The organism is Ruegeria sp. BJ6 (genome assembly GCF_056537885.1).
This window is the reverse complement of record NZ_JBQFSG010000001.1, coordinates 283,035-295,787: the sequence shown is the minus strand read 5'-3', so window position 1 is coordinate 295,787 and position 12,753 is coordinate 283,035. Positions and strand designations below refer to the sequence as shown.

The 12,753-nt window shown below is 57.3% G+C and carries 11 protein-coding genes; all 11 read left to right on the top strand.

From position 1 onward, the window contains the following. The first annotated feature begins 116 nt into the window (after positions 1-116). The 11 genes from ACR0D6_RS01385 (at position 117) to ACR0D6_RS01335 (ending at position 12,744) form a co-directional block, all read left to right on the top strand. A complete protein-coding gene (locus ACR0D6_RS01385; protein ID WP_480764188.1) occupies positions 117-749 on the top strand; it encodes a response regulator transcription factor in 633 nt (210 codons plus the stop codon). Positions 750-1,000: 251 nt separating this feature from the next. Continuing rightward, positions 1,001-1,798: a DeoR/GlpR family DNA-binding transcription regulator gene (locus ACR0D6_RS01380; RefSeq protein WP_480764187.1), complete on the top strand. Its 798-nt coding sequence runs from the start codon at positions 1,001-1,003 to the stop codon at positions 1,796-1,798. Next, a complete protein-coding gene (locus ACR0D6_RS01375; protein ID WP_480764186.1) occupies positions 1,788-2,561 on the top strand; it encodes an inositol monophosphatase family protein in 774 nt (257 codons plus the stop codon). Before ACR0D6_RS01380 ends, ACR0D6_RS01375 begins: the two co-directional genes overlap by 11 nt. A 4-nt stretch (positions 2,562-2,565) precedes the next feature. After that, a complete protein-coding gene (locus ACR0D6_RS01370; protein WP_480764185.1) occupies positions 2,566-4,266 on the top strand; it encodes a Na/Pi cotransporter family protein in 1,701 nt (566 codons plus the stop codon). Next, positions 4,263-5,012, top strand: coding sequence for an N-formylglutamate amidohydrolase (locus tag ACR0D6_RS01365; RefSeq protein WP_480764184.1), 750 nt, complete (start codon positions 4,263-4,265; stop codon positions 5,010-5,012). Before ACR0D6_RS01370 ends, ACR0D6_RS01365 begins: the two co-directional genes overlap by 4 nt. After that, the gene (locus ACR0D6_RS01360; RefSeq protein ID WP_480764183.1) at positions 5,009-6,370 is read left to right on the top strand and encodes a glutamine synthetase family protein; all 1,362 of its coding nucleotides are present in this window, start codon (positions 5,009-5,011) and stop codon (positions 6,368-6,370) included. Before ACR0D6_RS01365 ends, ACR0D6_RS01360 begins: the two co-directional genes overlap by 4 nt. Before the next feature lie 130 nt (positions 6,371-6,500). Further along, positions 6,501-7,883, top strand: coding sequence for an aldehyde dehydrogenase family protein (locus tag ACR0D6_RS01355; RefSeq protein ID WP_480764182.1), 1,383 nt, complete (start codon positions 6,501-6,503; stop codon positions 7,881-7,883). Continuing rightward, on the top strand, positions 7,880-9,025 hold the full coding sequence (locus ACR0D6_RS01350) for an iron-containing alcohol dehydrogenase (protein ID WP_480764181.1): 1,146 nt from the start codon (positions 7,880-7,882) through the stop codon (positions 9,023-9,025). Before ACR0D6_RS01355 ends, ACR0D6_RS01350 begins: the two co-directional genes overlap by 4 nt. Before the next feature lie 77 nt (positions 9,026-9,102). Beyond that, on the top strand, positions 9,103-9,942 hold the full coding sequence (locus ACR0D6_RS01345) for an EamA family transporter (protein ID WP_480764180.1): 840 nt from the start codon (positions 9,103-9,105) through the stop codon (positions 9,940-9,942). Positions 9,943-10,389: 447 nt separating this feature from the next. Continuing rightward, positions 10,390-11,514, top strand: coding sequence for an extracellular solute-binding protein (locus tag ACR0D6_RS01340; protein ID WP_480764179.1), 1,125 nt, complete (start codon positions 10,390-10,392; stop codon positions 11,512-11,514). 117 nt (positions 11,515-11,631) lie between these two features. Further along, positions 11,632-12,744 carry an ABC transporter ATP-binding protein gene (locus ACR0D6_RS01335; protein ID WP_170650561.1) on the top strand — a complete coding sequence of 371 codons (1,113 nt, stop codon included), beginning with the start codon at positions 11,632-11,634 and terminating at the stop codon, positions 12,742-12,744. Positions 12,745-12,753 lie beyond the last annotated feature (9 nt).

The following is a 12,753-nucleotide window of genomic DNA, read 5'->3' as shown; positions in this document are numbered from 1 at the left end:
CTGGCGTACTTTACCTAGGGTCAATTTTTCCGCTATCGCTTGTGATTGTTCCGATTTGACGCAACCTGTGGTATAACTGAACTCATTAATGGATTTGTTGATTGAGTGAGAGCCACATGAGAATTCTCGTATTCTCAGGCAATCGCCTGTTTGGTCAATGTCTTTGCCGCGGACTTTCTGAACAGCCCGACGTCGAACATGCCCACGCATGTGATTCCGCTTCTGATATTCCCGCCATGGCTCTGAGCAACGATGCAAGTGCCGTTCTGATAGATCTTGGTGACCCCGAGGGTGAACAGGCCGCCCGGACAATTGCTGCCGCCATTCCCGATACGCCGATACTCGCGCTTTCCGTCGATGACAGCGTCGCGGCAGAGATCATGGATTGTGCCCGTCTCGGCTGTCGCAGCTTTGTGCCCCGCAAGGCATCCATTTCCGATGTGGTCCGTATAATACACGCCGCCGAACGCGGAGAAGTGACGATGCGCCCTTCAGTTGCGGCCTGTTTGATGCAGGCTATCGCGGAAAAGGACGTCGCTGATCCAAACGGTTTGCCGGAATGCCTGACGCGCCGGGAAAAAGAGATCTGTTCGCTGATCTGCGAAGGGCTTACCAACAAGGAAATTGCGCGCGAAATTGGCCGTTCGGTCGGAACAATCAAAAACCACGTCAGCTCGATCCTGTCCAAGCTGGATGTGCCTCGCCGCAGCGCAATACATAACTGTCTAGGCCACGACGGTGTTCGCTGACGGGGCGCTTGGGGCATAGTGGTCAAAGCTTTCTGAAATGCCCATTGGACCGGTGAAAAAGTTTCCGGACATCAGGCGATCAACATCTACCAATTTTCTTGGTTTTATGCGATTTGTGTGTGAATTCCGGGCTTTGATTTGGGTAATCGCTTAGATTATGCGGAAAAATCCACCGATATCGCTAAATTTGCTTGAATGGTGACCGAATTTTGTGCCCTTATGTGGGGGAATTTGGGATTTCGGAGGTAATCTTGAAAAAACGGGCGCCCCATACGCATCGAGAGCTTGAGTTGCTGGATGTTCTCAGGCGGCTTGGTGGTACTGCGCGAAATACCGATCTGGCCAAGGCGCTCGACGTTTCTGAGGAGACCGTGCGCCGCACGATCAAGTCTCTGTCGAAATCTGGGGCGATTGAGCGGGTCCATGGCGGTGCGTATCTGGCTGGAACTCAGGGCGACCCCAGTTTTTTCAAGCGAATTTCACAACATTCCGACGAAAAGCGCCTGATCGCGATTCAAGTCGCACAGGAGGTCAGGGATGGAATGACCGTGTTTCTTGATGTTGGCTCGACAACTGCATTTGTGGCTGAAGAATTGCGGGCAAAAAGCAACCTGACGGTTGTTAGCAATTCTATCGGAGTTGTGCAGACCCTTGTTGGGGTAAATGGCAACCGTGTTCATCTTTTGGGCGGTGAAATGCAAAGCGACGAACGCGGCTCGTTCGGATTTGTCACGCAACGGCAGATGCAGCGATACGCCTTCGATCTGGCAATTCTGAGCGCCGATGCGATTTCACCCAAAAAAGGCTTTCTATACCTGAGTTCGGCCGAGGCGGATCTGAGTGCAGTTGTCGTCGATAATGCTGATCAGGTCATGATGGCATCCGCTCATTTTAAGTTCGGTGAAACAGCGCCTTATCGTGGGCCTGATCCGCGTAACGTGCATGTTCTGGTGACGGATGAACTGCCCAGGGGGGCCATGGCAACCGCATTCAAGGAATGGGGCGTAAAGGTTATTGTCGCGAGTGGAGCTGAGCGGAATGCTGAATAAGAACGATTACGCAAAGCACGCGGTCAAGATCGCCGAAATAGCATCTCAAGCGGCCCGGGGGTACTTTCGCGGTCGGCTCGGGGTCGAGTTCAAATCGGATGAAAGCCCGGTCACGCAGGCCGACAAGGGTGTCGAAGCCGAAGTGCGCGCCTATCTGCAGCACCATTTTCCGGATCATGGTATTTTCGGGGAAGAACAGGGGTTTGACGGGCGAGATTGCCGCGAGGTCTGGATCATAGATCCGATCGACGGCACCCGCTCTTTCCTGTCGGGACATCCGCTATTCGGATTTCTGCTTGGACATCTTGTCGACGGGTCCCCACAGCTGGGTGTCATAGGGATGCCGGCGCTGAACGAAGTGTTTGTGGGTGTTCCGGGCCAGTACGCCACTCTGAATGGTGAGGCCATTTCGACCTCGCGCCAAACGCGTCTAGACCAGTCTATTCTTTTCGTTAACGAAGGGGACAAGATTCACCGGGATTACCCGGATTTGTTCGGAAAGCTGATGCAGACCGGCCAGACGCGCCGGTTTGCCTATGACTGCTACCCGCATGCTTTGCTGGCTGCTGGTTACGTGGATGCTGTGATCGATTACGACCTGCAGCCTTACGACTATCTGCCGGTTGCGGCGGTGGTCGAAGCAGCGGGCGGTGTCATGACGGACTGGGATGGAAACTCACTGGGGCTGAAATCCGACGGCCGGGTGATCTCGGCCGCGACACCTCAGCTTCATGCTGAAATGCTTGAACTTGTGAACGGTTAGACGAATGGCGGTTGTCAGCTTTCTCATACAGCTTGCAGGCGCAACGATGTTGCTTCTGTTTGCCGTGCGTATGGTGCGCACCGGGATTGAGCGCAGCTATGGGGCCTCATTCCAGCGATTGATGACAAGACAGCGCAATTATGTGCAGGCATCGCTGGCAGGCCTGATCATGGCAGTTGTCCTGCAAAGCTCGGCCGCTGTTGCGTTGCTAACGTCTGGATTTGCCGCAAGCGGTCTGTTGGCGTTCCCCGCTGGTCTGGCCATTGTTCTTGGTGGTGATCTTGGCTCTGCTTTGATCATTCAGGTGCTGTCGTTCAGGCTGGATTGGCTGGTTCCTTTGCTGCTGGCGGTTGGCGGTTACTTGTTTGTAAAGACTGACGCAAAGCGGGCGCGGCAAACCGGGCGCATCCTGATGGGCATCGCCTTTATCCTGATCTCGCTGCGCTTTTTGCGCGAGGCAATGGACCCAATCCGCGACAGCGCCTTTCTACCAGCCATGGCAGACTATCTTGCGCGCGACTACGTGACCGCCTTTATCGTCGGAGCTGTGCTTGCCTTTGTCATGCATTCCTCGGTCGCGGCCATTCTGATGTGCGTAACGCTGGTCCAGATCGGCGCGATCCCGTTTGCTGCTGGTCTTTCCCTTGTGCTGGGCGCGAATTTTGGTTCGGCCTTCATCCCGGTGTGGCTGAGCCGGGGCATGGACGTGCGCGCGCGACGTATCCCGATAACCAATCTGGCAATGCGTGGCAGTTGGGCGGTGTTCTGTTTGTTTGCGGTCAATCTGGCTTTGCGAAGCGGTCAGTTGGGTGCGCCAGAGGGCGGTCAGATGCTTGTGAATGCGCATCTGGCGTTCAATGCCTCTCTGTTGCTTCTGGCATTACCGTTTTGTGGCCGGGTGCAACCCTTGATCGAGCGCCTTATGCCCGAACCAAAATCCGAGTCAGCACCTGCTGAGCCCGGGCGCCCGGCGAGTGCATTGGACCTGAGCAACATCGGCAGCCCCAGTCAGGCCTTGTCCAGCCTTAAACGTGAATTGCTGCGCATGTGCGACCTTGTCGAAACGATGTTTCGGCCATCTCTTGAGCTTTATCGCGGGGCAAGCAAGGACCAGATTCGCGCGGTGCAGGCTGTTGACGAAGATGTAAACGCCTGCCTTTCGGGCATCCGGGCCTTTGTTGCCGCCATTCCGACTGACGAATTCGGCAAACAGAACGCCAAATCCGCCCGCGACCTGATGGAGTATGCAATCCGTCTGGAAACCGCGGGCGATGTCGTGGCCAAACGCCTCGCGACGCTGGCGGATGACATGCGAAAGAAGGGGGCCGCATTTTCGAAAGAGGGTTGGGCCGAGCTTGAGCGGATGCACGAAGATATCCTGGCCAACCTGAAGCTGGCGACCAATGTCCTTATCTCCGACGATCTGGAAAGCGCCCGTTTGCTGAGTCTGGAAAAGAGCGAGATCAAGCGCGCCGAGCGCGACAGTCGCAAGCGTCACCTCAGACGATTGCAGCATGGCAGCACCGAGAGCTTTGAGACCAGCGATATACATCTGGAAACCTTGCGCGCGTTTCGCGAGTTCAACAGCCATATTTCCGCGGTGGCATATCCGATCCTCTATCGTCACGGCCAGTTGCTGGAAACACGACTGATCGAAGAGATGCCCAACATGGCCGACCGGGCCTCGGATGAGGTGGAGCAATGAGCAACCCGGTCGAGCTTCTGAACGAATGCGGCAAGGGCAGGGTCGTTCTGCTATGCGAACATGCAAGCTGTCACATTCCGCCTGAATACGGTGGTTTGGGGTTGGCTGAAGCAGATCGGCAAAGCCACGCTGCATGGGACCCGGGGGCGCGGCCTTTGACCCTGTTGCTGTCAAAGGCGCTGGATGCCCCGGTTGTCGCGTCGACTGTTTCGCGGCTGGTTTACGACTGCAACCGCCCGCCCGAAGCGGCAAGTGCCATGCCTGAAAAGTCGGAACTGATCGAGGTTCCTGGAAACAAAGACTTGTCGCCGCAGGATCGGTCAGAGCGCACAAGATCGGTTTATGAGCCGTTTTGCCGTGCGGTATCCGACGTGCTTGACGCGCGCGGTCCGGAAACGATTGTCGTGACTGTTCATTCCTTTACGCCGGTTTATTACGGGCGGCCGCGCGCGGTGGAACTGGGCCTGCTTCACGATGAAGACACCCGACTTGTGGATGCAATGCTGGACCATGTGGACCGCATTCCGCATCGCAGGACTGAGCGCAATGAACCTTACGGGCCCGCCGATGGTGTTACGCATTCCCTTCGTCTGCATGCGCAAAGCCGGGGTTTGCCGAACGTAATGATTGAGGTGCGCAACGATCTGTTGCGCTCCGAGGAACAGATTTCCGCCATGGCGGACGAGATACTGGCGCTGCTGCAACCGGCGCTGAACGACATCGCGATCAGGGAGGATGACTCGTGAGCGGAACTCTCAACTTTGATGATCTCAAGGCGCAGGTCGCTGCCGGAGAGGTGGATACCGTACTGGTCTGTATGGTGGACATGCAGGGGCGCCTGATGGGCAAGCGCTTTCATGCGGGTCACTTTGTGGCCAGTGCGTGGGAAGAGACGCATTGCTGCAACTATCTGCTGGCGACGGATCTTGAGATGGGGACGCCGGATGGCTATGCCTCAACCAGTTGGGAGCGGGGCTATGGCGACTACGTCATGAAGCCCGATCTGAGCACCTTGCGCCCTGTGCCGTGGCTGGAAGGCACGGCGATGGTGATGTGCGATGTGCTGGATCACCACACGCATGAGGAAGTACCGCATGCGCCGCGCTCGATCCTTAAAAAGCAGGTCAACCGCCTGAAGGCCATGGGCTATGAGGCGATGTGCGCGACCGAGCTGGAGTTTTTCCTTTTTGAAAAGAGCTTTGATGCGCTCCGCAAGGAGGGGTTCCGCGATCTGGAGCCGATCTCGGGCTATAACGAGGATTACCATATCCTGCAGACCACCAAGGAAGAGCATGTGATGCGGCCGATCCGCAATCATCTGTGGGATGCGGGTATTCCGGTCGAGAACAGCAAGGGCGAGGCCGAGACCGGGCAGGAAGAGCTGAACATCAAATACGCGCCTGCGATGGACACAGCCGAATTTCATTCGATTGCCAAGAACGCAGTGAAAGAGATTGCCTGGCAGCACGGCCATGCGGCGACCTTCCTGCCAAAATGGCATCATGACAAGGTGGGCAGTTCTTCCCATGTGCACCAGTCACTGTGGTCCGATGGCAAGCCTGCGTTTTATAACGCGGAAGATGAACTGGGCATGTCGGCGCTTATGAAAAGCTACATGGCCGGGCTGTTGAAATACGCCGCCGATTACACCTATTTCATGGCGCCCTACATCAACAGCTACAAGCGCTTCATGAAGGGCACCTTTGCGCCGACGCGGATCATCTGGTCGGTCGATAATCGTACCGCCGGGTTCCGCCTGTGCGGCGACGGCACCAAAGCGGTGCGGGTCGAATGCCGAATTCCGGGCTCGGACATGAACCCCTATCTGGCGATGGCGGGGATGCTGGCCGCCGGGATCGCGGGCATCGAAGAGGGGCTGGAGTTGCAACCGCCCACCAAAGGAGACGTCTATCAGGGCGACACCGGCATGATCCCGGGCAATCTGCGCGCAGCGCGGGATGCCTTGCACGGGTCAGAGATGCTGAGGGCGGCCATGGGGGATGAGGTGGTCGAACACTATGCTCGTGCGGCCGAGGTCGAGATCGAAGAGTTCGATCGTGTGGTGACTGACTGGGAAATTGCCCGCGGGTTCGAGCGGGCGTGATCCGGCGAAAGCGAGGGTCGCTATTGTTGCGCCATTGGTTCGAGCAACAATGGCGACGCCCTTCGCGCTTCCCGGAGTATTTGTGGCCAGATGAACAGGGGATCCTGTTTCGGATGACGATGGAGAGATTATGGGCCAGACATTGAAATGCATCTCACCGATTGACGGGTCGGTTTTTGCAACGCGCGAAACTCTGTCGAAAGAGGCAGCGTTCGAGGCTGCAGGGCGGGCAAAAACGGCTCAGGTAGCTTGGGCGGCGCGGCCGCTGCAGGAGCGTATTGATCTGGTGATGGCGGGCGTCGCCGCTGTTGGCGCGATGAATGACGAGATCGTGCCCGAATTGGCGCATATGATGGGGCGCCCAGTGCGTTATGGCGGCGAGTTCGGCGGCTTTAATGAGCGTGCCAGCCATATGGCCGAGATTGCTGAAGCCTCTCTCGCCGATATCGCGGTGGGCGAGGACGAGACGTTCAAGCGCTACATCAAACGTATTCCGCATGGGGTGGTCTTTGTGGTGGCGCCGTGGAACTACCCCTATATGACGGCGATCAACACCGTCGCACCGGCATTGATTGCGGGCAATGCGGTGATCCTGAAACACGCCACGCAGACCCTGCTGGTGGGTGAGCGCATGGCGCAGGCTTTCCACGGGGCAGGTGTGCCCGAGGATGTGTTCCAGAACGTGTTCCTTAGCCATGACGTGACCAATGATCTGATCGCGGGCAAAGCGTTCGACTTCGTGAACTTCACCGGATCGGTCGGGGGCGGTCAGGCGATGGAGCGCGCGGCGGCGGGCACATTCACCGGTGTCGGCACCGAACTGGGTGGCAAAGATCCCGGCTATGTCATGGAAGATGCCGATCTGGAGGCCGCCGTCGATACGCTGATCGACGGGGCGATGTTCAACTCGGGCCAGTGCTGTTGCGGGATTGAACGGATCTATGTGCATGAAAGCCTCTACGATGACTTCGTCGCCAAAGCGGTAGAGATCGTGAAAGGGTATAAGCTGGGCAATCCGCTGGAGGCGGAGACGACGATTGGCCCGATGGCCAATGTACGCTTTGCCGAAGAGGTGCGGTCGCAGATTGCCGAGGCGGTCGCGGCAGGCGCCGTGGCGCATATCGACACTTTCCCCGAGGATGATGGCGGCGCCTATCTGACGCCGCAGATACTGACCAACGTGACCCACGATATGCGGGTGATGCGCGATGAGAGCTTTGGGCCTGTGGTGGGCATCATGAAAGTGTCCTCTGATGATGAGGCCATCCAACTGATGAATGACAGCGAGTTTGGTCTGACCGCGTCACTGTGGACCCGCGACGTAGATCGTGCGGCCCGGGTGGGTGATCAGATCGAGACCGGCACGGTGTTCATGAACCGGGCCGACTATCTGGATCCCGGTCTGTGCTGGACCGGCTGCAAGAACACCGGGCGCGGCGGGGGCCTGTCCGTGATCGGCTATCACAACCTGACCCGCCCCAAATCCTACCATCTGAAGAAGGTGACATCATGAGCCTTGTTGGAAACTGGTCCTATCCGACCGCAATCAAATTCGGCGCAGGCCGCATCAAGGAACTGCCCGAGGCCTGCGCGGCGGCCGGGATGAAGCGCCCTCTGCTGGTCACCGACAAGGGGCTGGCCGATCTGCCGATAACCACGGCGACGCTGGATATCATGGAGGCCGCCGGTTTGGGCCGGGGCCTGTTTGCAGATGTGGACCCGAACCCCAATGAAAAGAACCTCGATGCCGGTGTCGCTGCATACAATGCGGGCGGCCATGATGGGGTGATAGCGTTCGGCGGCGGCTCGGGGCTGGATCTGGGCAAGATGGTCGCCTTCATGGCGGGGCAGACGCGCCCCGTCTGGGATTTTGAAGACATTGGCGACTGGTGGACCCGTGCCGATGCCGATGCCATCGCGCCGATCATCGCGGTGCCGACCACTGCGGGGACGGGCTCGGAAGTGGGGCGGGCCAGCGTCATCACCAATTCAGAGACCCATGTGAAAAAGATCATCTTTCACCCCAAAGTCCTGCCGACGGTGGTGATCTGCGATCCGGAACTGACGGTCGGTATGCCCCAATTCATTACTGCGGGGACGGGTCTGGATGCCTTCGCGCATTGTGTCGAAGCGTTCTCAAGCCCGCATTATCACCCGATGAGCCAAGGCATTGCCTTGGAAGGCATGCGACTGGTCAAGGAATACCTGCCGCGCGCCTATGCCGATGGCACTGATATCGAAGCCCGCGCCCAGATGATGAGCGCTGCGGCCATGGGCGCCACCGCGTTCCAAAAGGGGCTGGGCGCGATTCACGCCATGAGCCACCCGATCGGGGCCGTCTTTAACACACATCACGGAACCACTAACGCGGTATGCATGCCCGCAGTACTTGAGTTCAATTCGCCGGTTATCGCGGACCGGTTTGACACGGCTGCGGCATATCTGGGGATAACCGGCGGCTTCGACGGGTTTCGAACCTTTGTGCAAGAGCTTAACGACTCGCTCGGAATTCCGCGCCGCCTGTCCGAGTTGGGCGTGACAGAGGCGTCAATTCCCGAACTGGTCGAAGGTGCGATCATTGATCCGTCCTGTGGCGGCAACCCGATCGAACTGACCAAAGACAATCTGACTAGCCTGTTCAAAGCAGCGCTGTAATGGTTTGACCAAAAACCGAAATCTGTAAGGCCGGCCCAACAGACGGGCCGGATCTTGCTACCGGATAAGGTGGTTCCGTGACACTGTTTGTCGTCGTCATAATCCTGTCTGCGGCGCTGTTGCATGCCGTCTGGAATGCAATCGTGAAAACTGCGGGCGATCGCACAACGACATTGGGTCTGGTGGCTTTCGGCCACGTCATTCCCGCAGGTGTCATGGTGGCGCTGTTGCCTTTGCCGAGCGCTGAGAGCTTTCCATACATCCTCATCTCGACGGTGGTGCATTTCGGCTATTATTTCATGCTGGGCAAGGCGTACCAGCACGGTGATCTGAGCGTTGTCTATCCTATTGCCCGCGGCATCGTGCCTGCTCTGGTGTCTTTGTGGGCGATGCTTCTCGTCGGAGAGGTTCTTCCTCTGCAGGCATGGGCTGGTATCGCGCTGATCGCAGTGGGCATTCAGTTAAGCAGCTGGCGCGCCCTGCGGCATGGGATCGGGCGGGCAGCGCTGGGGTTTGCGCTGGGTACCGGGTTTTGCATATCGGTTTATTCGGTTGTGGACGGTATCGGCGTGCGTTTGTCCGGCAACACCCTAAGCTATTGGGCCTGGGGCGCTTTTTTACACATTTTCATTGCGGGGTTCGTAGCTATCCGCAAACGCACAACGCTAAAGGAACTCCCGGTCAGGACCTGGCTTGTCGGCTTTCTGGGTGGCCTTGTTTCAATGACGGCGTATGGTCTTGTTCTGTATGCCAAGAATTTTGCACCGCTTGGTGCAGTATCTGCGCTGCGTGAAACGTCGGTAATATTTGCTGCGCTGATCGGGTTTGTCTTTTTGCACGAAGGCAACTGGTTACGCAGGCTTGGCGCGGCGCTTCTGATGGCCGGTGGTGTGGCCCTGATCGGATTGGCTGTATAGGCCGCAAATACTCAGGGAGTACCCGGCAGCACGGGTCACGTTGGTTTGTAACGCCCGGGCACATTCCGATCCGGTCTACAGTGTTGAATGAGTCAAAAAAGTTTCATGCGCTCGGCGTATTCATCGCTTGGTTGTTGCGCGAACTGACATCTCGTCAACGACAAAAAGAAGCAAATGAATCCAGCGTTTTGACGCGTTTTATTAATTTTCTTGCGAGAGGCGCTCGAAAAGTTTCAAATCAAGGAGGCAATATGCAAAGCTAAGTATATGAGCACGCGCGACGTTTGCCCGATGCCAGTTTGAAGCTGCTTCCAGAGTTAGCTGTCGAAACTGGACCTACTGAATGTCGAAACTGTCACTTTGGTGGAGGAGGGGAAGTCGCAAAAGTCGTGTTTGTGTAGTTATACAATACAAAAAATCAAACAACCAACTTGGGAGATCAAATCAATGACTAAGAGATCAACAGTATCGCGCCGTTCGGTGCTGAAAGGGGCCAGTGCTGCGGCACTGGCGGCACCGCTCTACTCGAAAAGCGCGCTAGCATCATCGGGTGAAGTGAACATCCTGATGTGGTCCGACTATCTGCCGCCTTCGTTCATTCAGGAGTTCGAGACCCTGACCGGTATCAAGGTCAACTATACCGGCATCGGTTCGAACGAAGAAATCATCAACAAGATGAAGGCCACCAAGGGTCAGGGCTTTGACATCGTTTCACCGACCAACAACCGCTCGCTTCAATGGGAGCCGCTGGAACTGCTGCAACCGTTCGACCTGAGCAAGGTGAACATCGACGCCGTGAACCCGGCGATGGCCAAGATCGGCACGGACGCCTGGAACTTTGGCGACAGCGGCGCACATTGGCTGCCCCATATCTGGGGAACTGAAGGTATCGCATATCGCACCGACCTGTGGCTGCCCGAAGGCGACGCGCCGTCCTACGGCGACGTCTGGTCAGAGGAAAACGCCGGTAAAACAATGGGTCGCGCGCATTCGATGATGCTTGGTGCGGGTCTGTTCATGGAGCGCTCGGGCGAGATGGAGCCGGGCTCTGTCTGGGCTGCGTACAATGACGAAGACACCATGCGCAAAGTCTGGGGACAGATCGCTGATTGGTGCATCGCACGCAAGGATCGCATCAAGCTGATCTGGAACGACGCCGATACCCAAAAGAACGGTCTGCTGAACGAAGGCGTCGTTGTTGGCCAGACCTGGGATGGCCCGCCACTGGCCCTGAAAACGGCAGGTGAGCCGGTTCACTATCAGGCACCGATCGAAGGTGCGATGGCATGGGTCGACGGTATGTCGATGCCTGTCGGCGCGACCAATGTCGAACAGGTCTATGCCTTTATCGAGTTCGCCTATCAGGCGAAACCGGCTGGCGTAGCCATCGACAGCCATGGCTACAACTCACCAGTTCTTGGTGCGGATGGCTATTCCGGCGATGTTTACAAAAAGAACTTTGCCGAAGCCTATCCGGGCGACTCGCTTGCCAACTTGAACCCGTGGCCGGCCGAAGCGCCGTGGTACGCCGAAACCCGGACCGAGTTCGTCAACAAGTTCAAGAGCGCTTGATTGCTTTGAACATGGGTTCCCTGCGCACGCGCAGGGGGCCCTCTTTGTATGCGGAAAACGCATACGCAACTAACAACAAGGCGCGGCAATGACCTGCGTCACAGGGAGAAGCCAAAGATGAGTGCTGGGGTCGGCGTTGATCTGGAAAACCTTTGGATCCGGTTCGGAGATTTCGTCGCGGTGCGCGACGCGAATGTGAATATCAATGGGGGCGATTTCTTTTCGTTTCTCGGGCCCTCGGGCTGCGGCAAGACCACTATTCTGCGCGCAGTTTCCGGGTTCCTTGAGCCGAGCGAAGGCAACGTTCTGATTGGCGGCAACAATATGAAGGGGATCGGGCCCAACAAACGCCCGACCGCGCTGATCTTTCAGAACCTGGCATTGTTCCCACTGATGAAGGTCTGGGAAAACATCACTTTCTCAATGGAGATCAAAGGGGCCAGCAGTGCCGAGCGCCGAAAGCGCGGCGATGAGCTGCTGGAGATGATCGCGTTGCCGGGGCAGGGTGACAAGCTGCCCAGCGAGTTGTCAGGCGGTCAGCGTCAGCGTGTCGCCATCGCCCGCGCCTTGTGCGCCGAGCCGGATGTGTTGTTGTTGGATGAACCGCTGTCTGCGCTGGACCTCAAGCTGCGCCAGCATATGCGGACCGAACTACGCGAAATCCAGCAACGGGTAGGGATCACGTTCATCTACATCACCCACGATCAGGGTGAGGCACTGACAATGTCCGATAACATCGCGGTCATGAAGGCCGGGGTTATTGACCAGATTGCGGATGGCAAGACGATCTATAATGACCCCACGACCGCCTTTGCAGCCTCATTTGTTGGCGAAAACAACGTGTTCCGCGGAAAAATTAAACGAGTAATGGGCGAGGAGGCGTTGATTTCAACCAATCGTTCCGGCGATCTGGTCGCGCGCATCTCAACGGCCAATCAGGGCAAGATGAAGGAAGGCGATGACGCCATGATGTTCATCCGCCCCGAGGCGTTTGCCCTTGCTCCGGACGGAGCCAGCGGAGATCACTTTGTGACCGCTCGCGTGAACCACGAAGAGTTCGAAGGCAACGTCTTTAACATCTTCACCGAAGGCGAAGGGGGAAAAGAGATCAAGGTTTCGATCCCGAACCTCGGTCAGTCCTTCGAAGATCACACAGGCCGGAACATCACCCTGGAATACGAGACCCGCAATGCGGTTTTGGTTCCGGCTGGTGAGCTGGCCGCTGAATAAGGGGGCCAG

Coding starts and splice junctions, on each gene's coding strand:
- ACR0D6_RS01385 (WP_480764188.1), top strand. CDS start 117: ATGAGAATTCTCGTATTCTCAGGCAATCGCCTGTTTGGTCAATGTCTT.
- ACR0D6_RS01375 (WP_480764186.1), top strand. CDS start 1,788: ATGCTGAATAAGAACGATTACGCAAAGCACGCGGTCAAGATCGCCGAA.
- ACR0D6_RS01370 (WP_480764185.1), top strand. CDS start 2,566: ATGGCGGTTGTCAGCTTTCTCATACAGCTTGCAGGCGCAACGATGTTG.
- ACR0D6_RS01365 (WP_480764184.1), top strand. CDS start 4,263: ATGAGCAACCCGGTCGAGCTTCTGAACGAATGCGGCAAGGGCAGGGTC.
- ACR0D6_RS01355 (WP_480764182.1), top strand. CDS start 6,501: ATGGGCCAGACATTGAAATGCATCTCACCGATTGACGGGTCGGTTTTT.
- ACR0D6_RS01350 (WP_480764181.1), top strand. CDS start 7,880: ATGAGCCTTGTTGGAAACTGGTCCTATCCGACCGCAATCAAATTCGGC.
- ACR0D6_RS01340 (WP_480764179.1), top strand. CDS start 10,390: ATGACTAAGAGATCAACAGTATCGCGCCGTTCGGTGCTGAAAGGGGCC.
- ACR0D6_RS01335 (WP_170650561.1), top strand. CDS start 11,632: ATGAGTGCTGGGGTCGGCGTTGATCTGGAAAACCTTTGGATCCGGTTC.